The organism is Nonomuraea mangrovi (assembly GCF_042681425.1).
GTDB classification, from domain to species: Bacteria; Actinomycetota; Actinomycetes; order Streptosporangiales; family Streptosporangiaceae; genus Nonomuraea; species Nonomuraea mangrovi.
On sequence record NZ_JBHUFV010000050.1, the window covers coordinates 114,430 to 141,247 of the forward strand.

Annotated in this window: 21 protein-coding genes and 1 pseudogene; 9 read left to right on the forward strand and 13 right to left on the reverse strand. The window is 68.8% G+C overall.

The genetic code is table 11. The annotated features are described in order from the left end of the window. Positions 1-27 precede the first annotated feature (27 nt). Both ACFSKW_RS33205 and ACFSKW_RS33210 read left to right on the forward strand, forming a co-directional pair. Entirely contained in the window at positions 28-726 is a 699-nt protein-coding gene (locus ACFSKW_RS33205) for a maleylpyruvate isomerase family mycothiol-dependent enzyme (protein WP_379576531.1), read from the forward strand. Beyond that, positions 723-986, forward strand: a complete 264-nt coding sequence (locus ACFSKW_RS33210; protein ID WP_379576533.1) for a DUF6343 family protein — start codon at positions 723-725, stop codon at positions 984-986. Before ACFSKW_RS33205 ends, ACFSKW_RS33210 begins: the two co-directional genes overlap by 4 nt. Here ACFSKW_RS33210 and ACFSKW_RS33215 read toward each other — a convergent pair. The 3 genes from ACFSKW_RS33215 to ACFSKW_RS33225 all read right to left on the reverse strand — a co-directional run bounded on the left by ACFSKW_RS33215 (position 968) and on the right by ACFSKW_RS33225 (position 7,057). Next, positions 968-2,509 (reverse strand): FAD-dependent monooxygenase, encoded by a 1,542-nt coding sequence (locus ACFSKW_RS33215; RefSeq protein WP_379576535.1) that lies wholly within the window; start codon positions 2,507-2,509, stop codon positions 968-970. The genes ACFSKW_RS33210 and ACFSKW_RS33215 overlap by 19 nt on opposite strands. Continuing rightward, a complete protein-coding gene (locus ACFSKW_RS33220) occupies positions 2,488-3,432 on the reverse strand; it encodes an MBL fold metallo-hydrolase (protein ID WP_379576537.1) in 945 nt (314 codons plus the stop codon). The genes ACFSKW_RS33215 and ACFSKW_RS33220 overlap by 22 nt, the downstream gene beginning before the upstream one ends. A 97-nt stretch (positions 3,433-3,529) precedes the next feature. Continuing rightward, complete coding sequence (locus ACFSKW_RS33225; protein WP_379576539.1) at positions 3,530-7,057, reverse strand: discoidin domain-containing protein; 3,528 nt, start codon at positions 7,055-7,057, stop codon at positions 3,530-3,532. 228 nt (positions 7,058-7,285) lie between these two features. On the opposite strand from ACFSKW_RS33225, the gene ACFSKW_RS33230 reads away from it, so the two are divergent. Continuing rightward, positions 7,286-8,272: a LacI family DNA-binding transcriptional regulator gene (locus ACFSKW_RS33230; protein WP_379576541.1), complete on the forward strand. Its 987-nt coding sequence runs from the start codon at positions 7,286-7,288 to the stop codon at positions 8,270-8,272. A gap of 65 nt (positions 8,273-8,337) precedes the next feature. Here ACFSKW_RS33230 and ACFSKW_RS33235 read toward each other — a convergent pair whose 3' ends face one another. Beyond that, the gene (locus ACFSKW_RS33235) at positions 8,338-8,949 is read right to left on the reverse strand and encodes an NADPH-dependent FMN reductase (protein WP_379576543.1); all 612 of its coding nucleotides are present in this window, start codon (positions 8,947-8,949) and stop codon (positions 8,338-8,340) included. Between the two features lie 128 nt (positions 8,950-9,077). Between ACFSKW_RS33235 and ACFSKW_RS33240 the strand changes: the two genes are divergently transcribed. The 5 genes from ACFSKW_RS33240 (at position 9,078) to ACFSKW_RS33260 (ending at position 14,819) form a co-directional block, all read left to right on the forward strand. Next, positions 9,078-9,719, forward strand: coding sequence for a TetR/AcrR family transcriptional regulator (locus ACFSKW_RS33240; RefSeq protein WP_379576545.1), 642 nt, complete (start codon positions 9,078-9,080; stop codon positions 9,717-9,719). Positions 9,720-9,979: 260 nt separating this feature from the next. Continuing rightward, positions 9,980-11,353 (forward strand): ABC transporter substrate-binding protein, encoded by a 1,374-nt coding sequence (locus ACFSKW_RS33245; protein WP_379576547.1) that lies wholly within the window; start codon positions 9,980-9,982, stop codon positions 11,351-11,353. 124 nt (positions 11,354-11,477) lie between these two features. Next, positions 11,478-12,368, forward strand: coding sequence for a carbohydrate ABC transporter permease (locus ACFSKW_RS33250; protein WP_379576549.1), 891 nt, complete (start codon positions 11,478-11,480; stop codon positions 12,366-12,368). Then, complete coding sequence (locus ACFSKW_RS33255) at positions 12,365-13,291, forward strand: carbohydrate ABC transporter permease (protein ID WP_379576551.1); 927 nt, start codon at positions 12,365-12,367, stop codon at positions 13,289-13,291. The genes ACFSKW_RS33250 and ACFSKW_RS33255 overlap by 4 nt, the downstream gene beginning before the upstream one ends. A gap of 7 nt (positions 13,292-13,298) precedes the next feature. Next, entirely contained in the window at positions 13,299-14,819 is a 1,521-nt protein-coding gene (locus tag ACFSKW_RS33260; RefSeq protein WP_379576553.1) for a glycoside hydrolase family 13 protein, read from the forward strand. Positions 14,820-14,886: 67 nt separating this feature from the next. Here the strand turns inward: ACFSKW_RS33260 and ACFSKW_RS33265 are convergent, their stop codons facing one another. Both ACFSKW_RS33265 and ACFSKW_RS33270 read right to left on the reverse strand, forming a co-directional pair. Next, positions 14,887-16,449, reverse strand: coding sequence for a sigma factor-like helix-turn-helix DNA-binding protein (locus ACFSKW_RS33265; protein ID WP_379576555.1), 1,563 nt, complete (start codon positions 16,447-16,449; stop codon positions 14,887-14,889). Positions 16,450-16,473: 24 nt separating this feature from the next. Then, positions 16,474-17,469: a LacI family DNA-binding transcriptional regulator gene (locus tag ACFSKW_RS33270; RefSeq protein WP_379576557.1), complete on the reverse strand. Its 996-nt coding sequence runs from the start codon at positions 17,467-17,469 to the stop codon at positions 16,474-16,476. A gap of 119 nt (positions 17,470-17,588) precedes the next feature. Here ACFSKW_RS33270 and ACFSKW_RS33275 point away from each other — a divergent pair. After that, positions 17,589-18,828: pseudogene (locus ACFSKW_RS33275) on the forward strand (RNA-guided endonuclease InsQ/TnpB family protein). On the opposite strand, the gene ACFSKW_RS33280 reads toward ACFSKW_RS33275, so the two are convergent. The 7 genes from ACFSKW_RS33280 to ACFSKW_RS33310 form a co-directional block, all read right to left on the reverse strand. Further along, positions 18,818-19,732 (reverse strand): carbohydrate ABC transporter permease, encoded by a 915-nt coding sequence (locus tag ACFSKW_RS33280; protein ID WP_379576559.1) that lies wholly within the window; start codon positions 19,730-19,732, stop codon positions 18,818-18,820. The pseudogene ACFSKW_RS33275 and the gene ACFSKW_RS33280 overlap by 11 nt on opposite strands. After that, positions 19,729-20,700: a carbohydrate ABC transporter permease gene (locus ACFSKW_RS33285; protein ID WP_379576911.1), complete on the reverse strand. Its 972-nt coding sequence runs from the start codon at positions 20,698-20,700 to the stop codon at positions 19,729-19,731. The genes ACFSKW_RS33280 and ACFSKW_RS33285 overlap by 4 nt, the downstream gene beginning before the upstream one ends. 133 nt (positions 20,701-20,833) lie before the next feature. After that, positions 20,834-22,171 carry an ABC transporter substrate-binding protein gene (locus ACFSKW_RS33290; protein ID WP_379576561.1) on the reverse strand — a complete coding sequence of 446 codons (1,338 nt, stop codon included), beginning with the start codon at positions 22,169-22,171 and terminating at the stop codon, positions 20,834-20,836. 74 nt (positions 22,172-22,245) lie between these two features. Beyond that, positions 22,246-23,670, reverse strand: coding sequence for a GH1 family beta-glucosidase (locus tag ACFSKW_RS33295; RefSeq protein ID WP_379576563.1), 1,425 nt, complete (start codon positions 23,668-23,670; stop codon positions 22,246-22,248). After that, positions 23,667-24,476, reverse strand: coding sequence for a carbohydrate ABC transporter permease (locus ACFSKW_RS33300; protein WP_379576565.1), 810 nt, complete (start codon positions 24,474-24,476; stop codon positions 23,667-23,669). The genes ACFSKW_RS33295 and ACFSKW_RS33300 overlap by 4 nt, the downstream gene beginning before the upstream one ends. Further along, a complete protein-coding gene (locus tag ACFSKW_RS33305; protein ID WP_379576567.1) occupies positions 24,473-25,429 on the reverse strand; it encodes a carbohydrate ABC transporter permease in 957 nt (318 codons plus the stop codon). The genes ACFSKW_RS33300 and ACFSKW_RS33305 overlap by 4 nt, the downstream gene beginning before the upstream one ends. 61 nt (positions 25,430-25,490) lie before the next feature. Next, the gene (locus ACFSKW_RS33310) at positions 25,491-26,798 is read right to left on the reverse strand and encodes an ABC transporter substrate-binding protein (protein WP_379576570.1); all 1,308 of its coding nucleotides are present in this window, start codon (positions 26,796-26,798) and stop codon (positions 25,491-25,493) included. Positions 26,799-26,818: the final 20 nt, after the last annotated feature.

The window sequence follows — 26,818 nt, forward strand, 5'->3', positions numbered from 1 at the left end:
GCCGGGTGCGGGGGTACCGCCCACAGTATGGAGCAGTTGAAGGAGTTCGACCCTTTCGACATCTTCGACGCGGAGGCGGCCAGGCTCGACGGCTTGTTCGCCTCGCTCGACGAGGAAGGGTGGAACCGGCCGACCCGTTGTGAGGGCTGGTCGGCGCGCGACGTGCTCGCGCATCTGGCGGGCGAGGAGCTGTACAACCACGCCTGCCTCGACGGCGACCTGGACGGATTCTTCGCCATGGTCGAGCAGGAGGGCGTCAAGGGATTCGACCAGTTCAACGAGTGGTGCGTGCGTCGACGCCGCGACCTGCCCGTGGAACAGGTGCTGGAGGAGTGGCGGACCAAGAACGGGGAGACGCGCGAGCGGATGCGCGCGCTCGGGCGCGAGGGCGTCCTGCAGACGTCGGCGGGGCCCTACCCGGTGGATCTGCAGACCTTCCACTACGACTCCGAGTTCGCCACGCACGCCGACGACGTCGGCGCGCCCGTCTCCGAGGAGGAGCTCGACCAGCGGATCTGGTGGCGGCTGCAACTGGCCAGGCAGGTCCTGGCCGAGCAGGGCGCGAAGGTGCAGGTGGAGGTGATGGCCGATCACGTGTGGGTGTACGCCGGAGGCGCCAGCGCCAGCATGTCGTTCCCCGCGTTCGTCGAGGCCACGGTGGGCAGGACGAACCCCGACGACGAGCTCGACCCGGAGATCGCCAGGGCGCTGCGTTGCCTGGCGTGAGAGGAGCAGTAGAGGAGGCGGCCATGTGGCAGCGGCACCCTGATGGCACCGAGCCCGTCAGCGCGCGCAGCCCGCTACGGGCCAGAAAGATCATGTCTTCGATCGCGCTGCCGATCGCCCTCATGGGGACGATCGTCTTCGCGGTCCTCGCGGTGCGTTCCGGCCGGGAGGTCTGGTGGTGGGAGACCGCCATCGCCGCGGCGGTGACGCTGTTCGCCGCCATCGACCTGGGCGTGCTGCACTACCGGACGCGGCGCTGACCGTCCGGTTCACCTCCCGTCGCCCTGCCGAGGGCGGCGGCCAGTTCGGCGGCGGAGAAGGCGGGGAGCACGGCGGCCAGATGCCCGTCCGGCCTGACCAGATGGACGCTGTCGGCTTCCCCGCCGAGCACCGCCGGGTCCACGCCCAGGTCGGCCAGCGCGACCACCTCGACGGGCGCCACTCCCGCCACTTCCGCCGCGGCCGACACCGCGGCCGCCACCCTGTCCTTCCGCGTCACCAGCACGACGAAGCCCGCACCGAAGCGCTGCCGCAGCCGCCCACCCGCCACGCGCGCGTCCGGGCAGATCACGCCGGGCACCGGCGGCCGGGCGGCCCCCGGCTCGGCCGGCACCGGCACAGGGGAACGGGTGGTCAGCGGCGAGTCCACATACCAGTACGGCTCCGCCAGCTTCCCCGAGTCGATCGATCGGCGCGCCTCCGGATCGCCGACCGCCCGCTCCAGCACGCGCCTGCGCCACTCCCACTGCTCGGGGGTCTGCGGGACCAGGAACTCCATGGTCTTTCCTGTCACCGCCAGGTTGACCAGTGCGGCGGCCCGCCGTTCCAGCTCGTAGGAGTCCAGCAGCGCGGCGGGCGCGCCCCGCCGGACAAGGGCCAGCTTCCACGCGAGGTTCTCCGCGTCCTGCAGCCCGGAGTTCAGGCCGCGGGCCCCGAAAGGCGCGAACAGGTGCGCGGCGTCGCCCGCCACGAACACCCGCCCCCGCCCGAACGCCGACGCCACCCGTGAGTGGAAGCGATAGACGGTCAACCAGACGATCTCGTACGGCAGGCTGCCCGTGATCCGTCTGATCATCGCGTCGAGGTCGGCCGTACCCGGGTCGAAGCCCGGCGGCACCTGCCAGTCGATCCGCCACACCGAGTCGGGACACTGGTGGACGAGCACCTGCCGTCCCGGGTTCCACGGCGGGTCGAAGTAGAAGCGCCGCTCGCTGGGGAACGGCAGCGACGCCTTGATGTCGCAGATCAGGAACAGGTCGGCGAACGACCGTCCAGGAAAGTCGATTCCCGCCAGCCTGCGCACGGCACTGCGCGGGCCGTCCGCCCCCACCAGGTGCGTGCCGCGGACGGGACCGTCGCGGGTGAGGACCTCCACGCCGTCCCCGTCCTCGCGGTAGCCGATCACCGCGCTGCCGTACCTGAGGTCGACGAGCGGCTCGGCGGCGACGCGCGCGCACAGCAGCTCCTCCACCCGCGCCTGCGAGATGTTGATCCACGGCGGCACCGCCGCCCTGGGGAAGGTCACGGAGAACAGCTCGTGCTCGCGGAAGTAGGTCCGCCCGGTGGTCCAGGTGACGCCCTCGGCGACCATCGGGGCCGCGACCCCCACCCTGTCGAGGATGTCGAGCACGTCGCGCTGGAAGCAGATCGCCTTCGACCCCGACGGGTCGCGGCGCGCCGCCGCCTCCAGCACCACCGTCGGCACCCGCCATCCGGCCAGCAGCAGCGCCGTGGCCAGCCCGACGGGGCCGGCCCCCGCGATCACGACTGGAGCTGGTCCCATACCGCCCTGTCCCGTTCCGCCGTCCAGATGATGGGCCGTTCGACGCCGTCCAGCTCGTCCCAGAGCCTGGAGACGTTGAACGGCAGGCAGTGCTCGAAGATCGGCCACCCGCCGTAGCGCGGCTCCAGCGCGGCGTGGGCGGCCTCGAAGGCCTCCTTCAGCGTGCCCGTCCTCCGGTGGACCGCGCCGACCTCGCGCAGCATCACCTCCAGGAAGTCGCGGCTCTGCCCGATCGCCGCCCCGACCTCTCTCGTGACCGCCCCCCGACCGCCGATCAGCGTCTGCGCGCCGAGGGCGGCCACCCGGTCGAGCGTGGTCGTCGACCACTCGCGGTGAAAGGCGTCGCCGGTGTAGAGGGCCGCCTTCGCCTCGACCAGGTCGCCGGCGAACAGGATCCGCTCGTGCGGCAGCCACGCCACGATGTCGCCCTCGGTGTGGCCCCTGCCCAGATGCCGCAGCTCGAGGAACCTGCCGCGGCCCAGGTCGATCCTGAGCTCGTCGGTGAACGTGAGCGTCGGCCTGGTCAGGCCGGGGATCGAGCCAGGATCGGTGAACAGGCGCGGCATCCTGCCGTACTCCGACTCCCAGTCCTGCATGCCGCGCTCCTCGATGAGGAGCCTGGTGTTCTCGTGCGCGACGATCACGTCGGCGGCGAACGCCGACGCGCCCAGCACCCTCACCGCGTGGTAGTGCGACAGGACCAGGTACCGGATCGGCTTGTCGGTGAGCTCGCGCAGCCGTTCCAGCCAGCGAAGGGCGGCGGTCGGGGTGGCCATGGCCTCGAAGCAGACCAGGAAGTCGTCGGCCTCTATCGCGCCGACGTTCGGGTCGCCCTCGGCGGTGAGCGCGTAGACGCCGTCGCCGACGGTCTCCAGGGTCTGGGTCTTCTCGGTCAGGTCGGCGGATGAGGCGAACGCGCGCATACCCGGATCTCTACCCGCGTTCTGCCGTACGGCACGCACGGAGCGCGCCCGCCTCCTCCCCAGAGGACGGGCGCCGCCCGGGCCCCGCACCGCCTCGCTAGTTGATGTTGATCGTGAACGTCGAGGTCGTGTTCCTGATGTCGGTGTGGTTGTCGCTGAACCGCAGCCCGTTGAACGTCACCGACCCCACCGCGGGCCCCTGGTCGGGCTCCGGCAGCTCGTTCGCCCACAGCCCGAACCCTGACTTGGCGTCGAACGCGTCCCCGCTCTTGCGCGCTCCCGAGATCGAGATGTTCGTCAGCACCGTGTCCGTGATCGGGTTGACCGGCCGGCCGCCGATGTACTGGGTCTGGAACATGATCCCGGAGTACGTGGGATCCACGATGTCCACGTTGCTGATCCTGATCCCCTGGAACACCTTGGAAGCGGAGAACAGCCAGATCGCCGGGAACGTCTGGTTGCCCCAGAAGTGGCCGCCCGATCTGACGATCGAGATGTTCTCCAGCCGCGTCGGCGTGGTGCCGAAGCCGCGCATCGCGATGCCGAAGTCGAGCGAGCTGATCGTGGCTCCGGAGTAGGTGAGCATGTCGGCGATGTAGATGTTCCTGAAGACGTTGTCCGATCCGCCGTACACCGCGATGCCCGCGGCCCGCCAGGTGAGCGTGGCCGTCAGGTTCTCGTACACGTTGCCGGTCGTGTCGGCGTTGTGGATGTCGATCGCGTTGAACATCGCGAAGCTGTCATCGCCCGTGGTGCGCGCCTCGACGTTCCTGACCGTGTTGCCGGTGCTGCCGTTCGTCAGGTTGACGCCGTCGGCGAACGTGTCGCGGATCCGCGAGTTCGTGACGGTGACGTTGTGGATGTCGGTGCCCCACAGCATGCACATCTGGTGCTCCACCCAGATGCCGTCCATGGTGATGTTGGAGACGCCGGTCAGGTTGAAGACCTTGCCGGGCCCGTCGTTGCGTGAGGTGTAGTTGCCGAAGGAGGCGAACCCGCTGAAGGAGGAGCCGTTGGCCGAGCTCTGCACGTCGAACCCGACGTCGGTGTTCTCCTGCCCTGTGGGCGACAGGAACCTGGTGAACCAGGGCCCCGCGCCGGCGACCTTCACGGCCTTGCCGTACACCTGGAACTTCTGCGCCGTCGCGTAGTCGCCTGCGGGCAGGTACACGCCGACGAGGTTGGCGTCCTGGCGCACCTTGTCGAGCGCGTTCTGCACGTCCTGGTGGCTGAATCCCGCGGGTACGGCGTAGCGCGCCGGGTCGGGGTTGACGACGGGGACGGCCTGCTCCAGGTTGATGAAGTCGATCGCGAACGTGCCGCCGTTGGCCGCGTCCTTCTGCATTTTGATCTTGCTGTTGGCCGCGACGGTCGTGCCGAGCAGGATGTTGGCCTCGTCGTAGATGTGGCGCGGCGGGCCCGCGCCCGGCGAGTTGCTCGGGCTCGCCTCGGCGCCGTACAGCCACGCGTACTTCGAGGTCAGGTTGATCGCCTTGAGGAAGGTGTTGTCGACGTAGATGTTCAGGGTCGAGCTGGTGCCGTCCGGGATGGAGAAGCGGGTGACAAGCGTGTTGGCCGTCGCCTTGGTGGTGAACTCGACCGACGAGCCGGTCGAGTTGAGCGTGACCGCCCTACGGCCCGACGCCTCGCCGGCCAGGTCGCCGATCGTCCTGTTCGGGCCGACGATCTGCGCGCCGCCGCCGAGCGTGCCGTCCTCCGCCTCGTACATGTCGTACGGCAGGCTCGCGCCGCGCCCCACGAACAGCGGCTCCGTCGTGGTGTTGTTGGCCCGCTTGACCGGCAGCTCGTTGGCGTCGTCGGCGATGACGGTCCTGACCGTGTACTTGCCGTCGGCCGCCGTCCACGTGCCCAGGTTCACCGGGGCGGTCGTGGCGCCGGGGTTGATGACGCCGTTGTGGGCGCCGATGAGCGTCCGCACCACGGTGCCCGCCTCGTTGGCGACGGTCAGCGTGATGCCGTGGGCGCCCGAGGCGGAGGCCTGGTTGCCCTGGTTCTTGATCGCGACGGTGAAGGTCACGGTGTCGCCCCTGGCGGGGTTGCCGGGGGTCCAGCCGACGGGCGCGGCCACCAGGTCGGCGCTGTCCACGGGTCTGACGGTCAGCGAGGTGGGGTGGTTGTGGACGTTGTTGGTCTCGTCCTGCTCGATGACCGTGTCGGCCTCGTCGACCTTGGCCGACAGGGCGTACGTGCCTGCCGTACGGGTGCCGATGTTCGCCGAGACCGTGGCGGAGGCGTTCGCGGCGAGCGCGCCGACGGCTGCGGTGCCGACCTTGGTGGTGCCCAGGTACATGGTGACGTTCGTGGCGACCGACGACTGGGTGCCGGCGTTCTTGACGGTGGCCGACAGCGTGATGGCGTCGCTCTCCACAGGGGAGGCGGGGGAGATCGTCATGCCGGTGATCGTCAGGTCGGGGTTGGGCGCGGGGACGCCGATGACCTGGAACTCGGCGACCTGGCCGTTCGGCGCGCCGGTGTTGGAGGTGATGGACAGCCGCACGTCGGCGGCCCTGCCGCTGACGGGGATCGTCACCGTGTTGCCGCTGGACGGGTTGAACGTGTACGTCGCCGACGACACCAGGTTCGTGAAGGACGAGCCGCCCTGGTCCCGGCCGAGCACCTGGATCGTCTGGGTGCGCGTGCCCCACGCGCTGTCAGGGTTGAGCTTGAGCACGATCGAGCTGAGGTCGGCGTTCGAGCCGAGCTGCACGGTCAGCGTGTTCGGGTAGCCGCCGCCTTCCCAGTAGGTGGTGAGGCTGCCGTCGTTGGCGTTGGCCGGCGCGTAGATCCAGGTGGAGCCCGAGGCGGTGATCGGTTTGCCCTGGGCGAGGTTGCCGCCACCGCCGCCTGAGCCCGTGCGGGTCACGGTGTTGCCGGCGGCGGACTGGTTGCCTGCGGCGTCCTTGGCCTTGACGTAGTAGGAGACGGTGGCGCTCGCTGGCTGGTTATCCGTATAAGTCAGGACATTCCCTGTGACGCTGCCGCGAAGAGCGTTGTTGGCGTAGATGTTATAGCCGGTCACGCCCACGTTGTCGGTCGACGCCTGCCAGGTGAGCCTGATCTGCCCGGACGACGGTTCGGTGTAGGCCAGGTCGCCCGGCGCGGTCGGGGCCTGCGTGTCGGGACCCGTGACGGGGCCGTACACCTCGAACTCGCTCAGCTGCCCCGCCGGCCAGCCGGTGTTCGCGGTGAACGTCACCCGCACGTACCGGGTGCTGGTCTGCGGGATGTCGATGGTGGCCGTCGGGTTGAACGTGCGCGCCGCGGACGCGGCGAGCGTGGTGAAGCTCGAGCCGTTCGTGCTGCCCTGCACCGTCAGTGTCTGAGTACGGCTCGGCCAGCCGTTCGGCAGCTTGAGCACGACCTGGTCGACGGCGACCGCCGAGCCCAGGTCGACCTGGATCCACTGCGGGAAGGCGTTGTTCGCGCTCTCCCAGTAGGTCGCCTGATCGCCGTCGTTGGCGTTGCCCGCGGGATACACGTCGGTGTGGCTGCTCTCGGACATCTGCTTGCCCGCGGCCAGGTTGGGCCCCGCGGACCAGGCAGGGGTCGCGAGGCCGAGGACCGCCAGCGACAAGGCGGCGAGTAACGCGAGGGTGCGTCTCATAGGGCGGCCTTTCGTCATGGGGGGAGTGGCTGCACCATAAGATGACGAGCAGCTTTCTGCAATATTTCGACTGCATTTCGCAAAAGGATGACTCGCTTATGGGATCGGTCCCACGGGATGTCCGTGCTGATAGGCATGGATGGCGGAGGGTTCAGATCTCTTCATGGGAACGCAAGCGAAGCTGCAAGCACTTGCAATGACTTACACGGATCGGCGTATAGTTTGCGCATGACGCGACGACTGGCAGAGGTGGCCAAGAAGGTCGGGGTGAGCGAGGCCACCGTGAGCCGGGTGCTGAACGGCAAGCCCGGGGTCTCGGAGGCGACCCGCGAAGCCGTGCTGACCGCACTCGACGTGCTCGGCTACGAGCGTCCCACCCAGCTGCGCGGCGACCGCGCACGCCTGGTCGGCCTGGTCCTGCCCGAGCTGCAGAACCCCATCTTCCCCGCGTTCGCCGAGGTCGTCGGCGGCGCGCTGGCCCAGCAGGGTTTCACCAGCGTCCTGTGCACCAGGACCGTCGGCGGCGTCTCCGAGGCCGACTACGTCGACCTGCTGCTGCAACAGCAGGTGTCCGGCGTCGTCTTCGCCGGAGGTCTGTACGCCCAGGCCGACGCCTCGCACGAGCACTACGAGCTCATCCTCGAACGCAAACTCCCGACCGTGCTGGTCAACGCCGCCGTCGAGCACCTGGGCTTCCCCCAGGTCTCCTCCGACGACGCCGTCGCCGCCGAGATGGCGCTCGGCCATCTGCGCGCGCTCGGCCACGAACGCATCGGCATGGTGCTCGGGCCCAAGGACCACATGCCGTCCAGGCGCAAGCTCGAAGCGTTCCTGTCGCGGGGCGGCGACTACGACCTCGTCGAGTTCACGATGTTCTCGCTGGAGGGCGGCCACGCGGCCGCGACCAGGCTGGTGCGCAAGGGGGTCACGGGTGTCATCTGCGCCAGCGACCTGCTCGCGCTCGGCACGATCAGGGCGGCCAGGCGGGCGGGGCGCGACGTGCCCTCCGACCTGTCGGTGATCGGCTACGACGACTCGGCCCTGATGACCTGCACCGACCCGCCGCTCACCACGGTCCGCCAGCCGATCGACGCGATGGGCAGGGCCGCCGTCGACCTGCTCGTGGCGTTGATCGACAAGGCGGTGGTCCCGGCGGACGAGCTGCTGTTCGAACCCGAGCTGGTCGTGCGGGCCTCCACGGCCCGCGTCCAGTGACCCGGCCGACACCTCGTACACGCGCGGCCCGTCCGGCAGCCGTCAGCGCGTGATCACATCCGTCGTCAGGCCGGCACCGGGTGGGCTCCTGCCGTCCGCAGCGGCCTGAGCGCACGGGACCAGGCGATCACCTCGTCGAGCAGCTCGACCAGGGTCGGCTCCTGATGGGGGCCGGGGGCGAAGACTCCTGGCTGCGTCGGGTCGGTGATCTCGAAATCGGCGAACACCGAGAGCGCGACCTGGGTGCGCACGCTTGCGACCTTGAGCTCGGCCATGGTCAGGCGCAGGTGTTCGACCGCCCTGGTGCCGCCGTGGACGCCGTAACTGACGAATCCCGCCGACTTGTCGTGCCATTCGGCGAACAGGAAGTCGATCGCGTTCTTCAGTGAGGCGGGGACGGAGTGGTTGTACTCGGGCGTGACGAAGACGAACCCGTCGAAGGAGCCGATGGTCTCGGCCCACCTCGCGGTGTGCGCGTTGGCGTACTCGCCGAACAGCGCGGGCACCGGCTCGTCCAGCAGGGGCAGGCCGTACTCGGCCAGGTCGACCACCTCGAAACGCACGCCTTCGCGCGCGGTGGCGGCGTGCCTCTCGGCGATCTCGGCGACCCATCGGGCCACGGCCGCGCCCCTGCGGCGGGGGCGGGTGCTGCCGATGATGATGGCAATGCGGATCATCGTGTTGCTCCTCACGGCGCGGGTCATCGTGGACGGCCTCGGCGGCCCGTCCTGTGCGACACCAGGTAAAGTACAACGTGTATGGCAACAAGTAAAACGATGACTGTAAGAAAAGCGAGGAGACTCCAGTGACCAGGAACGACGCGGTGAAGGGACGGCCACGCGGCGGCCTTGCGGACAAGCGGCGCGCGATCCTCGCAGGCGCGCTGGCGGTGTTCGCGCGCGACGGCTACACCCGCGCGAGCATCGACGCGATCTCCGCGACGGCGGGCGTCTCCACGCGCACGATCTACAACCACTTCACCGACAAGGCCCAGCTGTTCCAGAGCGTCATCCAGGAGAGCGCCACTCTGGCCGCCGAGGCGCAGATCGCGATCATCGACCGCCATCTGGGCAAGGTCACCGATCTGGAGTCCGACCTGGTGGAGTTCGGGCGGGCCTTCGCCGCGCCGATGGCGGGCGAGCACGCCGAGCACTTCGCGCTGGTCCGCCAGATCCACGCGGAGGCCGGCCACATCCCGCCGGCCGCGATCGAGGCGTGGCAGGAGACGGGCCCGCGCAGGGTCCGCCACGCGCTCGCGGACCGCATGCGGCACCTGTCCGAACGGGGGTTGCTCAGGGCCGGTGATCCGGAGCGCGCCGCCCTCCACCTCATGGTGCTGATCTCGGCCCCGGGCACGTTCCGGGGGGTCATGGCGCCGACGGAGGAGGAGGTCGCCGAGACGGTCGCCTCCGGTGTCCACGCCTTCCTCCACGGCTACCACCCCTGACGGAACGCCCCCTTCGTCCAGGACGCCGAACACCGCGGGCCGGCCGAGCCGGCCCGGCTTGGCACCAAGACCGGCATCTCGCGGTCAATCGAGGGCTTCGCCCGATCTTTCCTGTTCAGTACGGCCGCTGCCCCACGCCGCACATCACGGACGGCGTCATTCAGTCGTTATATTTCAATACACTGTCAAAATATTGCAAGAATGTGTCGCTGCTGCTTATCGTGTGGACCTCCCCATCCCCATCAGAAGGGTCCAGACCGATGAGCAGCTCCCGCAGAGCACTCGGCCTGCTGATCGTCACCGGCCTCGGCCTGTCGGTCGCGGCCTGCGGTTCCACGGCCGAAAAGCCGGCGTCCGCGGCAAGCGGGGCGCCCCAGGCCGCGCCCGTCACGATCTCCGTCGGCTGCCAGCCGCCCAAGACCAACCCCCTGCAGCGCAAGGACTGGGACGACGACGTCGCCGCCTTCCAGAAGCTGCACCCGAACATCACGATCGACAGCAAGGACGGCTTCCCCTGCCACGACGTGAAGACCTACGACGCCAAGCTGGCGGGCGGCCAGATGGAGGACGTCTTCTACGGCTACTTCGGCGACGTGCAGACCGCGATCAGGGCGGGCCAGGCGGCTGACATCACCGCCTACGCCGACACGATCTCCACGCTCAAGGACATCGACCCCAGCGTGATGGCGGCATACACGGTCGACGGCAAGATTTACGGTGTTCCCCGCGGAAATTACAAGGTCGGTCTCGTCTACAACCGCAAGCTCTTCACGCAGGCAGGTCTCGACCCCAACACGCCACCCAAGACCTGGGCGGAGATCCGCGAGGCGGCCAAGAAGATCACCGCGCTCGGCCCCGGCCACATCGGCTACGGGGAGTACAGCGCGGGCAACACCGGCGGCTGGCACTTCACCCAGTCCATCTACGGCAGGGGCGGCTCCGTCGTCGACGAGACGGGCAAGAAGGCGGCCTTCAACACCCCTGAGGGCAAGGCGGTCCTGCAGAACCTCAAGGACATGCGCTGGACCGACAACAGCATGGGGACCAAGCAGCTCTACCAGTGGGACGACCTCATGCGCCTGATGGGCGCGGGCAAGATGGGCATGATCCTCGGCGCGCCCGACGTCATCACCGAACTGCACGACAACCGCAAGGCCGCATACGAGGACTTCGGGCTCGCGGCCTTCCCCGAGGCCACGGCCACACTGGGCGGTGGCGACGGCTACATGTTCAACCCCAAGGCCACTCCTGAGCAGATCAAGGCGGGTCTGCTGTGGCTGGACTACTACGTGCTGGCTCCCGGCAGGGGCCAGTTCGACTACGCGCGCCAGAAGGCGACGGGCAGGGCGGTCGGCCTTCCCGACAACAACGTCTGGGGTGACAGCCCGACCGGTCAGAAGCTGCTGGAGCTGCGCAAGACGAACGCCACGCTGCCGCTGGAGAACTTCTCCGCCTACGTGGACGGGATGGCGAAGGTGCCGCTCAAGCTCGAGCCGCCCATGAACCAGCAGATCTACCAGATCCTCGACACCCCGATGTCGGCCGTGCTCACCCGGCAGGACGCGGACATCGACAAGCTGCTCGCCGAGGCGGAGACCAAGGTCAACGACGTTCTGAGCAAGTCCACCAGCTGACCCCCGCCTCGCCCGTCCCGACCGCTCGCGCGGTCCGGGCAGCGCCAGGGTCCCCGCCGCCGTCACCGCCGGCGGGGACCCAGCAGCCATGATCCACAGGAGTGACCCCTTGAACGTAGCAAGCATGGGACGAAGGCCCCCGTCCAGAACGGGCAGGGCGGTGAAACGCAACCTCACCGCCTACGGCTTCCTGAGCGCCGCCCTGATCTGCTTCGCCGTCTTCTCGTGGTGGCCGATGATCCGCGAGGTTCTCCTGAGCCTCCAGGAGAACAACTTCGTCGACCCCCCGACGTGGGTCGGCCTCGACAACTTCGCGACGGTCATCGAGGACCCCGCCTTCGCCCAGGCCTGGATCAACACCGCCGCCTTCACCGGCCTGGCGCTGCTGATCGGCTACATCGTCCCCTTCACCGCGGCGATCGTCCTCAACGAGCTCCGCCACGCCAAGGCCTATCTGCGGTTCGTGGTCTACCTCCCGGTGATGCTGCCCCCGGCCGTGTCCGTGCTGCTGTTCAAGTGGTTCTACGACCCGGGCCCCGGCCTGTTCAACCAGATCCTCGGCTTCTTTCACCTGCCGCCGCTCGCGTGGCTCGACTCGACCGACACCGCGCTCATCTCCCTGGTCATCGTCTCCACCTGGATGAACCTCGGCAGCGGCACGCTCATCTACCTGGCGGCCCTGCAGACGATCCCGAGCGAGCTGTACGAGGCGGCGGAACTCGACGGCGCGGGCCTGTTCAAGCGCATCTGGCACGTCACCATTCCCCAGACCAAACTGATCCTCCTGGTGATGCTGCTGCTGCAGGTCATCGCGACCATGCAGGTGTTCATCGAGCCGTTCATGCTCACCGGCGGCGGGCCCGAGAACGCCACCGTGACCGTCGCGTACCTGATGTACCAGTACGCGTTCAACTTCGGGAACTTCGGCGGCGGTGGCGCGATGGGCCTGATGCTCATGATCGTGCTCATCGTCTTCTCCGCCGTGTACCTGCGCGTTTCGCGGGAGAGGTCATGATCGCCACCGCCGTACGGCACCGCAGGCCGAAGCCGCGCAGGCTCGCCGAGCGCCGCATCGAGACGCGGTTCCGCACCCTGGTGTCGCCGCACCAGCTCAACACCCGCAAAGGCCGGACGATCTACTGGATCGTGCTGGTGGCGATGGTCGCCGGCTTCACCGCGGTCTTCATGTTCCCGCTCTACTGGATGGTGACCGGCGGGCTCAAGACCCCGGAGGAACTCGACCAGATCCCGCCCACGCTGATCCCGCGGAACCCCAGCTTCGACGCCTACATTGAAGCGTGGAACCTGCTCGACCTCGGACTGCTGCTGAAGAACACCGCCCTCTACGCGGCGGGCGCCTGGCTGTTCACGCTGGCCGTCGACGTGGCCGCCGCCTACGCGCTGTCGAAGCTGCGCCCGATGTTCGGCAAGCTGATCACCGGGCTGATGCTGGCCACGCTGATGATCCCGCCGATGGTCCTGATCCTGCCCCTGTACGTGACTGTCGTCGACCTGGACCTGCTCAACACCCCGTGGGCGATCTGGCTGCCCGCGGCGGCCAACGGCTTCAACATCTTCCTGCTCAAGCGCTTCTTCGACTCCATCCCGAGAGAGCTCATCGAGGCGGCCGAGATGGACGGCGCGTCGCCCGTGCGGATCCTGTGGTCCATCGTGCTGCCGGTCTCGCGGCCCATCCTGGGCGTCGTGTCGATCTTCACCGTGGTCAACGTGTGGCGGGACTTCGTCTACCCGCTGCTCGTGCTGCCTGACACCGACCGCATGACGGTGAGCGTCGCCATCAACTCGCTGTCGCAGACCATGCCGACCAACGCGCTCACCGCGGCCCTGGTGATCGCCAGCATCCCGACGATCGTCATCTTCCTGTTCTTCCAACGGCACATCATGGCGGGCCTCACCGCCGGAAGCCTCAAGGGTTAGGAGCGCAATGTCCGACACGTGGTGGCGGGGCGCCGCGATCTACCAGGTCTACCTGCGCAGTTTCGCCGACGGGAACGGCGACGGCGTCGGCGACCTGGCCGGGCTGCGGGACCGCCTGCCGTACCTGAAGGACCTGGGGGTGAACGCGGTCTGGCTCAACCCCTGGTACCCGTCGCCCATGGCCGACGGCGGCTACGACGTGGCCGACTACCGCGACATCGAGCCGGTGTTCGGGACGCTGGGAGAGGCGGAGCGGTTCATCAGGGAGGCCCACGACCTGGGCATCAAGGTCATCATCGACGTCGTGCCGAACCACAGCTCCACCGCCAGCGCCTGGTTCCAGGAGGCCCTGCGGGACCGGTCGAAGCGCGACCGCTTCTGGTTCGGCGACGAGCCGAACGACTGGCGGTCGATCTTCGGCGGGCCCGCGTGGACCCAGGTGGAAGACGGCCAGTGGTACCTGCACCTGTTCGACCCTGGGCAGCCCGACTTCAACTGGGACAGCCCCGAGGTGCACCAGGAGTTCCACGACGTGCTGCGCTTCTGGTTCGACAGGGGCGTGGACGGCATCCGCATCGACTCCGCCGCGCTGCTGGTCAAGTCGGCGACCGCCTACGAGGACCTCGATGGCGTCCACGACATCTACCGCGGCTGGCGGCAGGTGGCCGACGAGTACGACGACCGGATCCTCGTCGGCGAGGTGTGGCTGCCCGACCAGGAGCGGTTCGCCCGCTACCTGCGGCCCGACGAGCTGCACACCGCGTTCAACTTCGACTTCCTCTCGTGCCCGTGGGAACCGGCGGCGCTGCGGGCCAGCATCGCGCTGACGCTGTCGACCCACGCCACCGTGGGCGCGCCGCCGACGTGGGTGCTGTCCAACCACGACGTCGCCCGCGTCGTCACCAGGTACGGCAGGACCGACACCTCGTGGGACCACGCGGCCCGCAGGGACGGCGCCCCCGCGGACCTGGACCTCGGCTACCGCAGGGCCAGGGCGGCCGCGCTGCTGGCGATGGCGCTGCCCGGCGGCGTCTACGTCTACCAGGGCGAGGAACTGGGCCTGCCCGAGGTCGACGACATCCCCGACCAGCTGCGTCAGGACCCCATATGGACCAGATCGGGGCACACCGTTCCAGGGCGGGACGGCTGCCGCGTGCCGCTGCCGTGGTCGGGTGACGCGCCGCCGTTCGGGTTCGGCCCCGGCGCGGGCGAGCCGTGGCTGCCGCAGCCGCCCGAGTGGAAGGAGCTCACGGCCGAGGCCCAGGCGGGCGACCCCCGGTCCATGTTCACCCTCTACCGCACCGCCCTCCACCTGCGCCGCGACCGGCTCGGCGACGGATCGCTGACGTGGCTGGACCTGGGGGACCATGTGCTGGCGTTCGCGCGGGACTCGGGGGTGGTGTGCGTGGTGAACCTGGGCCCCGACCCGGTACGGCTCCCGCCGCACTCGGCGATCCTTCTGGCCAGCGGCCCCACGTGTCACGACGGCCTGCTCCCTCGTGACACGGCGGTCTGGCTGGAGCCCTGACCCGAGGGCCCCACCCGGAGGACCGGCCCCTCCCTCCGGGTGGGGCCGGGGCTCCGGAAAGGCGAGGTCAGCGCACGGCCTTCAGATTGAGGATCCAGAGGTCGCGGCCGTCGGAGTCGCTCCACGCCAGCATCGTCCCCGGGTCGTTCTTGTCACCCAGGCTGACCGCCATCGACGGGTCGGCGGGGTCGAAAGTCGCCAGCGTCCCCGCCCGCAGATCCTTGATCACCTGTAGCCCGGCCCGCAAACGCAGCACCACGAACCGGTTCAGCACCGGCCCGTCCGACGTCGACCCGGGCAGTTCGACGACCGTCCCCGACCCGTCCGTCCTGCGCGCCAGCGTCATCCGCGAGATCGCGTTCCGTTCCACGCACCAGTCGGGCGAGCACTGCGCCACCCCCTGGCCGCCGGTCACGAACAGCCTCGAACGGCCCGTCTCCAGGTCCGTCAGCGTCCCCTTCGCCAGGTCGGCGGCCCACGGCCACTCCAGCAGCCGCAACCCGTCGCGCACCTTCTCCCTGCCCCCCTTGCCCGACAGCGGCCGCCGATAGATCGCCTTGTCGGTGTTCCAGAGCAGATGCCCGCCGCCCACCTGGAAATGGATCTCCGGAGGCGCCTGCCTGTCACCCTCCGCGGCGGTCGTCACGAGCCGGGGCTTGCCGCCCTTGACCGGCACCCGCCAGAACTGCGTCTCGACCGTGTCGTCCGCGCGCAGCCCGAGGGCGCTCCACACCACGAACCGCCCGTTGGTGGCGAACCACCGCACCTCGTCCCCCGTCGCCAGCTTGGCGAACCTGCCGATCCTGCCGGTGACGGCGTCGTAGACGTCCAGCCGTACGTCGTCGTAGCCGAGCCGTTCCTGCGCCAGCAGCACCACGCGGTGGTCGTCGATCGCGATCGCGGGCTGGTACACCAGCCCGTCGGCCGAGCGGGCGGGCAGCCGGGAGACGGCGCGCGGCCACACCTCCTGGGCCGCCATGGCGCGCCCGACTCTCGACGGCGCGGGACGGGCGGTGGCCGCGACGTGGTCGGCGGGCGCCGCCACCGTGGGCCTGACCAGCACGACCAGCCCGGTCACCGCGGCCAGCGCGAGGCCCGCGGCCGCCGCCGACCGCAGCCGCTTCGCCGTACGGCGGCGCCGCAGCCGCGACAGCCCCGACAGCAGGTCAGCGGGCTGGGCCGTCGCGGCCGCCGCTTCGAGGGTTCTGACCAGGTCGTCCTGCCTGAAGGCGACAGCCTGGTCGCGCACCCTGGACGACGGCAGGTCGAGGACGTGCGCGATCTCCTCGTTGGACAGCCCGCCATAGGAGCGGAGCACGATCACCGCTCTGGTCAGCGCGGGAAGCTCCGCCAGCTGCCGCCAGATGTCCGGGTCGCCGCCCTGCCTGGCGACGTCGGCCTCGGGGACGCCCTGCCCATGGCGGCGGCGCCGTCCCGTCACGAACAGGCGGGCCATCGTCGTGCCGACATAGGTGTCGGGATTTCCGGTCTTCGCGGCGTTCAGCCCTGCCAGCGCCTCCTGGGCCAGCGAGACGCCTTCGCGCTGATCGCCGGTGAGCACGAGGCCGTAACGCACGAACCCCATGCCCTTGATGAGGACGAAATCGGTGACGTCGCCCGGAGGACCCATCCAGCCACCTCCGTGGCCAGCATCTCAGGCGGATTCGCGGATGACCAGTTCGGTCGGCAGGATGACCGGATCGGCGGGACCGCCCTCGAACAGCCCGAGCAGCAGCCTCGTCATGGCCGCGGCCTGCTCGAAGATGTGGTGGCGGACCGTCGTCAGCGGCGGGTCGGTGTACTTGGCGGCCTCGATGTCGTCGAACCCGACCACGGCCACGTCGTCGGGCACCCTGCGCCCCGCGTGGCGCAGCGCCTGCAACGCGCCCACGGCCATGAGGTCGTTGCCGCAGAAGACGGCGTCGAGGCCGGGGTCGTCCTCCAGCAGCTGCCGCATCGCGATCGCGCCGGACTCGCGGGTGAAGTCGCCGATCGCGACGATCGAGCGCCGGTCGGAGTCGCGCAGCACGTTCCGATAGCCGGCCAGCCGGTCCAGCCCCGCGATCATGTCCTGCGGGCCCGCGATGGTGGCGATCCTGCGCCTGCCCGACTCCACCAGATGCCGTACGGCATCGGCCGCCCCGCCCACGTTGTCGTTGTCCACGAACGGGATGTCGATGGGGACGGCGGGCCTGCCGTAGGAGACGACAGGCACCCGCATGCGCGCGATCGCGGCGGGCAGCGGGTCGCCGCCGTGCATCGAGATGAGCATGACGCCGTCGACGTGGCCGCTGGCGATGTACCGCTCGATCCGCGCGTGGCTCTTGGCCGAGCTGGTCAGCATGAGCACGACCTGCTTGTCGGCCGCCTCCAGCTCCACACTGGCCGACCTGATGACGGTGGAGAACATCGGGTCCTCGGAGAACACCCTGGTCGGCGGCTCGGAGAAGACGAGGGCGATCGAGTCGGTCCGCTGCGTGACGAGGCTGCGCGCCGCCGAGTTGGGCACGTATCCGAGCTCGTCGACCGCGCGCAGCACCACGTCGCGGATGTGCGGGGCGACCGTCGCCTGCCCGTTGACCACCCGCGAGACCGTGGCACGCGACACTCCCGCCCTGGCGGCGACCGCCTCCAGCGTGGGGCGCTTCATCAAGACTCCTTGAGTGTGGAGATGCCCGTCTTCAGGCAGGGGAGGAAACGCGGCTGGATGCCGCATGCTGTGTACCGAACACCTGCGCGAGTGCTCACTGATCGTGCACGATGTGAGGCGTGGCGCAGACGGTGAAGCGGGCGTTCAAGTTCCGCTTCTATCCGACCCCCGGGCAGGCCGAGGAGCTTGCCCGGACGTTCGGCTGTGTCCGGCTGGTCTACAACAAGGCGCTGGCAGAGCGGACTCGCGCCTACAGGCAGGAGGGTCGGCGCGTCTCCTACGCGGAGTCCTCGGCCGCGTTGACGGAGTGGAAGCGCTCGGAGGGGCTGACGTTTCTCGCGGAGGTGTCGTGTGTGCCGTTGCAGCAGGCGTTGCGGCATCTGCAGGCGGCGTTCGCGAACTTCCTCGCCAAACGGGCCGGGTATCCGGTGTTCAAGTCGCGTAAGCGGTCGCGGTTGAGCGCTGAGTACACGCGTTCGGCCTTCCGGTGGTGGGATGGACAGCTCACTCTGGCCAAGATGGACGGCCCGCTGAACATCGTGTGGTCGCGTCCGCTTCCGGAGGGCGCGCAGCCGTCGACCGTCACGGTATCGAGGGATGCGGCGGGCCGCTGGTTCGTGTCCATCCTGTGCGAGGACCGGATCCGGCCCCTCGACCCGGTCGATGGCGCTGTGGGGGTGGATGCCGGGATCACGGCGCTGGTGACTCTGTCCACCGGAGAGAAGATCGTCAATCCGCGGCATGAGCGAGCCGCCCGCCGGAAGGTGGCCAAAGCCCAGCGGGGACTGGCCCGGAAGGAGAAGGGTTCGGCGAACCGGGCCAGGGCCAGGCTCCGGCTCGCCAGGGTGCACGCGCGTGTCGCCGACCGCAGGAATGATCATCTGCATCAGGTCAGTACCCGGCTCGTTCGCGAGAACCAAGTGATCGCCGTGGAAGACCTGGCCGTCCGCAACCTGATCAAGAATCGTTCGCTTGCCCGCGCGATCTCGGACGCGGGTTGGCGGGAGTTGCGCCGGATGCTGGAGTACAAGGCGGCCTGGTACGGGCGGGTACTGCTGGTCGTTGACCGTTGGTTTCCTTCCTCCAAGCTGTGTTCTGCCTGTGGGGCGAGCCAGCGGTCGATGCCGTTGACCGTGCGGGAGTGGGAGTGCGCGTGTGGCGTGGTCCATGACCGGGACGTGAACGCGGCAAGAAACATCCTCGCCGCCGGGCTGGCGGAGAGGTGAAACGCCTGTGGAGCTGGTGTAAGACCTCAAAGGGAGCTCTTTCCTGGCGGGGCGGCCGGCGGTGAAGCAGGAACCCTCACGGGTGACCGTGGGAATCGCCCTCGTTGACGAGGGAGAGGATGTCAACCTTTGACGCTTCCGGCCAGGAGCCCGCGGACGAAGTAGCGCTGCATCGACACAAAGACCACGAGAGGAATGATGACAGACACGAACGCCCCGGCGGTGAGGCGCTGCCACTCGTTGCCCTTGGTCCCGGCCATCTGGGCCAGCCGTACGGTCATCGGCGCGCTCTCCGCCGTGCCGCCTCCGAAGATCAGTCCCACGAGCAGGTCGTTCCACACCCACAGGAACTGGAAGATCGCGAAGGTGGCTAGCGCGGGCGCCACCAGCGGCAGCACGATCCTGCGGAAGATCGTGCCGTGGGTGGCGCCGTCGACCCTCGCCGCCTCCATGAGCTCGTGCGGCAGCTCGGACATGAAGTTGTGCAGCAGGAAGATGCCGAGCGGCAGCGCGAAGCAGGTGTGGGCGAACCACACCTGGACGAACCTGCCCGTGCCCTCCAGGTTCCACGCGGGCGTGAGCTGCACGCCGAACACCTCGACGCCCTCGGAGAAGAACGACAGCAGCGGCACCAGCGCCATCTGCAGCGGCACGACCTGGAGGGCGAAGATCCCGATGTAGATCCAGTCGCGGCCTCTGAACGGCAGCCAGGCCAGCGCGTAGGCCGCGAAGGAGGCGAAGGCCAGCGGGAACAGCACGGAGGGCACCGTGATGACGATCGAGTTGAGCAGGAAGCTCGCCAGCTGCCCCGAGGAGGAGGACGTGCCGAACAGCACCTCCTGGTAGTTCTCCAGCGTCAGGGTGGGCGCGGAGAAGAACGTCCACCAGCCGGACGTCTTGATCTGGTCCTCGGGCCTGAAGGACGACAGCAGCAGGCCGAAGGTCGGCGTCGTCCAGAGCAGCGCGATCAGCAGCGCGACGAGGGAGGCCGTCCTGCTGGACAGGCCGGCGCGGACCCTGGCGGTCGGGGTCGTCATCGGATGGCCCTCCTGCTGCGGATCTGGTAGACGACGATCGGCGTGACCAGCACGAACAGGAACACCGCTAACGCGGCGCCCTTGCCGGTCTCGCCGTACCTGAAGGCCTGGTTGTACATCTCGTTGGCGATGACGCTGGTGTCGAACTGGCCGCCGGTCATGGTGCGCACGATGTCGAACAGCTTCAGCGTGCCGATCGACTGGGTGACCAGGACGACGATCACGGCGGGCCTGATCGACGGCAGCGTCACCCTGAAGAACATCTGCGCCGGGCCCGCGCCGTCGAGCTTGGCCGCCTCCACGATGTCGGAGGGGATGCCCTTGATCGCGGCCGACAGCACGACGGTGGCGAAGCCGGCCTGGATCCAGACCATCACCACGATGAGGAAGAGCGTGTTGAGCGGCGGGTCGAGCAGCCACTGCCTCGGCTCGCCACCGAGCCAGACCACGACCTGGTTGAGCAGGCCGATCTGGTCGACGCCCTCGGGCCGGTAGGCGTAGACGAACTTCCAGATGATGCCCGCGCCGACGAACGAGATGGCCATCGGCAGGAAGACGAGCGACTTGGCCAGCGACTCGAACCTGCTGCGGTCGACGAGCACCGCGTAGACCAGGCCGATCGCGGTCACCAGGAGCGGGACGAGCACCACCCAGATGAGGGTGTTGCGCAGCACCGTCACCGCCTCGGGCTGGGTGAACATCCACGCGTAGTTGTCCAGGCCGACGAAGGCGGTGCCGTCGCCGCTCATGAACGACAGCAGGGTGGTGCGGACGCCGGGGACGACCAGGCCGACGGCCAGCAGGACGAGAGCGGGGGCCAGCAGGATCGCGGCGTGCAGGCGGGCCTTCTGCCGCATCGGCGCCCTGTCGAGCAGGAGCAGGACCAGGCCGACGACCGCCAGGAACGCGACGACGCCGACGACCAGCTGGGTGAGTTTGGGCGACTCGGCGGCCAGATCGAAGTCCAGGTCCAAGGGTCCTCCTGGGGTTCCCCGCGCCGGGTGGGGCGTCGTCGGGGGGCGTGCGGGGCGACTCAGGGAGCGCGGGGCGGCCGTCCTCCCTGGAGGTACGGCGGGCGGCCGCCCGCCGTACCGGGGCAGATCAGGACTTGGGCCAGGAGGCGTCGATGAAGTCGAGCACCGTCTTGGTGTCCTTGCCGTTGATCCAGTCGGTCATGCCCTTCCAGAAGGTGCCCGACCCGACGGCGGCCGGCATGAGGTCCGAGCCGTCGAACCTGAACACGGTCGCCTCGTCACGCAGCATCTCCATCGACAGCTTGTCGATGGGGTTCTGCGCGTTGGCCAGGTCGACGCCCTTGTTCGCCGACACGTAGGTGCCCAGCTTCATCCTGGAGTTGGCGTGGTCGGGCGTGGCCAGGTAGCGCTGGAACGCCTGGACCTCGGGCCGGTCGGCGAAGGCCGCCACGAACTCGCCCGCGCCGAGCACCGGCTTCTTGGCGGGGTCGTTGCCCGGGAGGTAGAAGGCGAAGACGTCGCCGTCCTCCGCCACCTTGGTGCCCTCCGGCCAGAAGTTGGCGTAGAAGGAGGCCTGGCGGTGCATCGCGCACTTGCCCGTCGTGATCGGCACGCCTCCCTCCTGGAAGGCGGTGCTGGCGATCGACTTGACCGGGCCGTAGCCGCCGTTGACGTACTTGTCGTTCTTGAGGATCGCGCCGACCTTGTCGACCGCCGCGACGACCTTGGGATCGTTGAACTTCAGCTCGTGCGCGACCCACCTGTCGTACTCCTCGGGTCCGAGCTCGCGCAGGATGACGTCCTCGATCCAGTCGGTCGCCGGCCAGCCCGTCGCCTCACCCGACTCGATGCCCGCGCACCACGGCTTGACGCCGGTGGCCGCGATGGTGTCGCTGAGCTTCATCAGCTCGTCCCACGTCTTGGGGACCTGCCAGCCCTTCTCCTGGAAGGTCTTGGGGGAGTACCAGACGAACGACTTCACGCTGGCGCCCAGCGGAGCGGCGTAGAAGGTGCCGTCGACGGTGCCGTAGTTGATCCAGTCCTTGGACCAGCCCTGGTCGGCCAGCGTCTTGACCTCGGCGGGAGCGGCCTTCAGCTTGCCCGCCTTCGCGAAGCGCGCCAGCAGGCCTGGTTGGGGGAAGAATGCCAGGTCAGGCGGGTTACCGCCGTCCGAGCGCACTTGGATCTGCGCTTCGAACTCGCCCGTGCCCTCGTAGGTGATCTTCATGCCCGTGCACTTCTCGAACGTCTTCCAGTTCTGCTGGAAGAGGTCGGCCTCGGCGTCTCTGATGGGGGAGTAGACCGTGACCTTCTTGCCGTCGTGCTTGCCGTACTGCTGGTAGGCGGCGCAGTCGGCCGCGGGGGCCGCCTGGCCGGTGGAGGACCCGGACCCGGTGGAGCCGCAGCCGGTGGCGACGAGCGCCAGCGCCGCGGCTCCGACAAGAAGTCGAGGGGCGGTCGTCATGTGCATCCTCCTGTGCCGGTGAGAGCGTTCTCTGAGAATTGATGGCGCACATGACGAGGTCAATATCGGTGGTATTACGGTTTGTTGGGGGACCAGGAAAACCCGTTGTTGCCGATCACGTCCCGGTACCAGAGGGCGCTGTCCTTGGGGGTGCGGACCTGGGTGGTGTAGTCGACGTGGACGACGCCGAACCTGTGGCTGTAGCCCTCGGCCCACTCGAAGTTGTCCAGCAGCGACCACACCAGGTAGCCGCGCAGGTCGGCGCCCGCCGCGATGGCCTCGTGCGCCGCGCGCAGGTGTCCTTCGAGGTAGGCGAGCCTGCCGCCGTCGTGCACCCTGCCGTCCTCGACCACATCGTCGAAGGCCGCGCCGTTCTCGGTGACCATGAGGCCGACCTGCGGGTAGTCCTGCGAGAGCCGTACCAGGAGGCGGGACAGGCCGCTGGGCACGATCGGCCAGCCCATCGCGGTGACGGGGGCGTCGGCCGGGGCGAAGCGCACGCCCTCCGAGCCTGGCCATGCCGGGTCGGCGCCGAGGCCGGGCCCGTCCTCCACCACGCAGGGGTTGTAGTAGTTGATCCCCACCAGGTCGATCGGCGCGTTGATGATCTCCAGGTCGCCGTCGAGGATGTGCGCGGTGCCGCCGTTGCGCCCTGCGGCGGCCAGCACCTCCTCGGGGTAGGAGCCGAACAGGGCCGGGTCCAGGAACTGCCTGGTGAGCAGCGTGTGGATGCGGTGGACGGCCGCCGCGTCGGCCTCCGAAACCGCCGCGTCCGGGTCGTTCACCTGGGCGGGCGTCAGCACGGGTGCCGAGTTGACCACCAGCATGATCTCCTCGGCGCCGGCCGAGCGCAGCGTCCGCGCCGCGAGCCCGTGGCCGAGCAGCAGGTGGTGCGCGGCCTTGAGCGCGTCGTGCGGAGAGGTACGGCCCGGCGCGTGCACGCCGCTGCCGTAGCCGAGGAAGGCCGAGACCCACGGCTCGTTGAGCGTGGTCCAGTGGCTCACCCTGTCACCGAGCCGGCCGTACATGATCGCGGCATACTCGGCGAAGTGGTAGGCCGTCTCGCGGGAGGTCCAGCCGCCGAGGTCCTCGAGCGCCTGCGGCAGATCCCAGTGATAGAGCGTGACGTAGGGCGTGATGCCCGCCTCGAGCAGCGTGTCGACGAGCCTGTCGTAGAAGCCGAGCCCCGCGGGGCTGGCGGGCCCCGTGCCCGTGGCCTGGATCCTGGGCCAGGCGACGGAGAACCGGTAGGCGTTGAGGCTCAGCTCCTTCATCAGGGCCACGTCGTCGCGGTAGCGGTGGTAGTGGTCGCAGGCGACCTCGCCGGTGTCGCCGTCGCGCACCTTCCCCGGCGTGGCGGAGAAGGTGTCCCAGATCGAAGGGCCCCGGCCGTCCTCCTTCGCGGCCCCCTCGATCTGGTAGGACGCGGTCGCCGCGCCCCAGACGAAGTTCTCAGGGAAGACCACGGTCCCCCGCGTCTCCATGGTCGTGATCGTCATCCCTTGACCGCTCCTTGCATGATTCCTCCGATGATCTGTTTGCCGAGCAGGATGAAGACGAGGATCAGCGGCAGGGTTCCCACCGCTGTCCCCGACAGTCCGAGGACGTAGTCGTTGACGTAGCCGCTGGCCAGCGTCGAGAGCGCCACCTGCACCGTCGGGTTCTCCGGCGTCAGCACCACCAGCGGCCAGAAGTAGTCGTTCCACGCGGTCATGAACGTCAGCATCCCGAGCACCGCCGCGGCCGGTCGTGCGGCGGGCAGGACGACGTGCCAGAACAGGCCCCACGTGGTGGCGCCGTCGACCCTGCCCGCCTCCAGCAGCTCGGTGGGCAGCGCGCGGGACAGGTACTGCGTCATGAAGAACACCCCGAAGGCGTTCACCAGCGCGGGCACCACCAGCGCGTACATCGAGCCGGTCCACTCGATCTTCACCATGAGCATGTAGAGCGGGATGATGCCGAGCTGGGTGGGGACCATCATGGTCGCCACCGTGATCAGCAGCAGGATGTTCTTGCCCCTGAAGCTCAGCTTGGCGAAGGCGAACCCGGCCAGCGTCGAGAAGAACATCACCGCGACCGCGATCGACCCCGCCACCAGGAAGGAGTTGAGCAGCGCCATGGCGAAGGGCACCGTGTCGAAGACGCGTGCCACGTTGGCGAAGAAATTGCCTCCGGGTACCAGCGGCGGCGGCGCCTCGGCCAGCGCCGAGTTGTGCCGCGAGGCCACGACCACGCTGTAGTACAGCGGGAAGACCGAGAAGAACGCCACCGCCAGCAGCGTCAGGTAGGTGAGGCGTCGTCTCACTTGAAAGCCCCTCCGATCCGGCGGGTCAGCAGGTAGTTGACGCCCGCCGCGACCACCACGAACAGGAACATCACCCACGAGGCCGCCGAGGCGTAGCCGAAGTCGAACTTGTTGAAGCCCAGGTCGTAGACGTAGAGCGCGAGCGTCTGGAACTGGTGGTCGGGGCCGCCGCTGGTGATGCCGCCCGCCCCGCTTCCCGCCCCGAACAGCAGGGGCTCGGCGAGGATCTGCATCGCGCCGATCGTCGAGACCGTGACCACGAAGATGATCGTGGGTCTGATCATCGGGATGGTGATCTTCTTGAGCTGGGTCAGGTGCGACGCGCCGTCGATCGTCGCCGCCTCGTACAGCTCCCTGGGCACGGCCTGCATGGCGGCCAGGAAGATCAGCGCGTTGTAGCCCGTCCACCTCCACATGATCATCGCGGAGATGGCCACGTGTGAGGTGGCGGTGCCCTCCGCCCACGCGACGCCGTCGATCCCGAACCACGACAGCATCCAGTTGACCAGCCCGTAGTCGCGCCCGAAGAGCTGGCTGAAGATCACCACGACCGCGACCACGCTCGTCACGTTCGGCACCAGCAGCGTGATGCGGAAGAACGTCTGAGCCCGCAGCGGGCGGTTGAGCAGGTGTGCCAGCCAGATGGCCAGCACGAGCTGCGGCACGGTCGAGACGACCCCGATGGAGAAGGTGTTGAACGTGGCGTTCCAGAAGTAGCCGTCGGCGAGCAGCGTGCCGAAGTTCTCCACGCCGATGAAGGTGTGCACGTCGGAGGTGAGAGTCCACTCGTGCAGGCTCACCCACGCGGTGAAGATCAGCGGGAAGACGCCGAACGCGCAGAACAGCAGGAAGAACGGGGCCACGTAGGCGTAGGGCGAGAGCTTGAGGTCGAGCGTGTGCCTGACGAGACGGCGGTGCCTCCTGGGCGCCGCCGCGGCTGGCAGGGTGGCCATGCGGAAGTCCTCTGGTTCGATGCGGTACGGCGGGGCGCGCGCCGCCCCGCCGTACCGGCTGCTACTTGATCTTCTGGACGTCCGCGACGACCTGCGCCCACGCCTCGTCCGGCGTCTGCTTGCCCTGCTCGACCCTGCCGAGCCCGTCGCCGATGGCCACGCGCACGTCGCCCTCCTTGGGGCCGAGGTGCTGGGGCTTGAGGTTGCGCGCCGCGTCGGAGTAGATCTTGCCGATCGGCGCGTCACCGAAGAACGGCTTGGTGAAGCTCTGGATCGAGGGGTCGTCGTAGAGCGCGGGGATCGAGGGGAAGGTGCCCTCCTCCTTGAACACGCGGGCCTGGTTGTCCTTCGAGGTGAGGAAGTCGATCAGCTCGGCCGCCTCCTTGGGGTGCTTGCCCTGCTTGGGGAGCAGCAGGTGGGAGCCGCCGCTGTTGCCCGAGCCGCCGGGAACCTTCGCGATGTCCCACTTGCCCGTCGCGTCCTTGGCCTGCTCCTGGATGTAACCGGTCATCCAGGCGGGGCAGATGATCGTGGCGAACGAGCCCTTGGCGAATCCGGTGTTCCACGGCGGGGAGAAGGCGGCAAGTTTGGCGCTCAGGTCGTTCTGGGTGATCTGGTTGGACAGGTCCCAGGCCTTCTTCACCTCGGGGTTGGACGCGACGACGATCTGGTCCTGCGCGTCGTAGAGGCCGACGGGCGCCTGGTTGACGATCGCGCGGAAGATCTCGCCGGGGGAGTCGACGAACTTGGCGTCCTTGACGCTTTCCGCGAACTTCTTGCCGGTCTCGATGTACTGCTCCCACGTCGGCCAGAGCTCGGCGACCTTCTCCCGGTCGGTCGGCAGCCCCGCCTTCTCGAACAGGTCCTTGCGGTAGCACATGGCCAGGCCGCCGACGTCGGTGCCGAGGCCGAGCAGCTTGGTGCCGTCCTTCGACAGGCCCTGCTGCCACTTCCAGTCCAGGTAGTCGCCCTGCCGCTTGTCCAGGCCGTACTGCTTGAGGTCGTGGAACTTGTCGGGCTGCGAGGTGAAGGAGCTGATGTAGCCCACCTCCACCGCCTCGACGTCGGCCGCGCCCGCGTTCGTGGCCAGCCGCTTGACCAGGTTGTTGTGGTGGTCGTTGAACTGCGTCACCCGCTCGACGATCTCCACGTTGGGATGCGTCTTCTTGAACTCCGCGTACAGCGGCTTGAAGCCGAAGTCGCCGAAGAGGGCGACGCTGAGCGTCACCTTCTCGTCGCCGCCGCCCGTGGCGGCGGGCTGCTGCGAGCCGCCGCCACAGGCGGCGAGAGCGAGGGCGAGCGCGGAAGCGGTGAGCACCGGTACGGCGAGCCGCCCGAAGCGGCGGGCCTGGGAGTACGGCATGGCCATGGAACCCTCCCTGAGGGCGG

What these genes read in the sequence shown, in the direction of transcription:
- ACFSKW_RS33215 (WP_379576535.1), bottom strand. Translation starts at nt 2,509, where the DNA reads ATGGGACCAGCTCCAGTCGTGATCGCGGGGGCCGGCCCCGTCGGGCTG.
- ACFSKW_RS33260 (WP_379576553.1), top strand. Translation starts at nt 13,299, where the DNA reads ATGTCCGACACGTGGTGGCGGGGCGCCGCGATCTACCAGGTCTACCTG.
- ACFSKW_RS33225 (WP_379576539.1), bottom strand. Translation starts at nt 7,057, where the DNA reads ATGAGACGCACCCTCGCGTTACTCGCCGCCTTGTCGCTGGCGGTCCTC.
- ACFSKW_RS33295 (WP_379576563.1), bottom strand. Translation starts at nt 23,670, where the DNA reads ATGACGATCACGACCATGGAGACGCGGGGGACCGTGGTCTTCCCTGAG.
- ACFSKW_RS33250 (WP_379576549.1), top strand. Translation starts at nt 11,478, where the DNA reads ATGGGACGAAGGCCCCCGTCCAGAACGGGCAGGGCGGTGAAACGCAAC.
- ACFSKW_RS33230 (WP_379576541.1), top strand. Translation starts at nt 7,286, where the DNA reads ATGACGCGACGACTGGCAGAGGTGGCCAAGAAGGTCGGGGTGAGCGAG.
- ACFSKW_RS33270 (WP_379576557.1), bottom strand. Translation starts at nt 17,469, where the DNA reads ATGAAGCGCCCCACGCTGGAGGCGGTCGCCGCCAGGGCGGGAGTGTCG.
- ACFSKW_RS33205 (WP_379576531.1), top strand. Translation starts at nt 28, where the DNA reads ATGGAGCAGTTGAAGGAGTTCGACCCTTTCGACATCTTCGACGCGGAG.
- ACFSKW_RS33235 (WP_379576543.1), bottom strand. Translation starts at nt 8,949, where the DNA reads ATGATCCGCATTGCCATCATCATCGGCAGCACCCGCCCCCGCCGCAGG.
- ACFSKW_RS33280 (WP_379576559.1), bottom strand. Translation starts at nt 19,732, where the DNA reads ATGACGACCCCGACCGCCAGGGTCCGCGCCGGCCTGTCCAGCAGGACG.
- ACFSKW_RS33255 (WP_379576551.1), top strand. Translation starts at nt 12,365, where the DNA reads ATGATCGCCACCGCCGTACGGCACCGCAGGCCGAAGCCGCGCAGGCTC.
- ACFSKW_RS33220 (WP_379576537.1), bottom strand. Translation starts at nt 3,432, where the DNA reads ATGCGCGCGTTCGCCTCATCCGCCGACCTGACCGAGAAGACCCAGACC.
- ACFSKW_RS33310 (WP_379576570.1), bottom strand. Translation starts at nt 26,798, where the DNA reads ATGGCCATGCCGTACTCCCAGGCCCGCCGCTTCGGGCGGCTCGCCGTA.
- ACFSKW_RS33305 (WP_379576567.1), bottom strand. Translation starts at nt 25,429, where the DNA reads ATGGCCACCCTGCCAGCCGCGGCGGCGCCCAGGAGGCACCGCCGTCTC.
- ACFSKW_RS33245 (WP_379576547.1), top strand. Translation starts at nt 9,980, where the DNA reads ATGAGCAGCTCCCGCAGAGCACTCGGCCTGCTGATCGTCACCGGCCTC.
- ACFSKW_RS33265 (WP_379576555.1), bottom strand. Translation starts at nt 16,449, where the DNA reads ATGGGTCCTCCGGGCGACGTCACCGATTTCGTCCTCATCAAGGGCATG.
- ACFSKW_RS33290 (WP_379576561.1), bottom strand. Translation starts at nt 22,171, where the DNA reads ATGACGACCGCCCCTCGACTTCTTGTCGGAGCCGCGGCGCTGGCGCTC.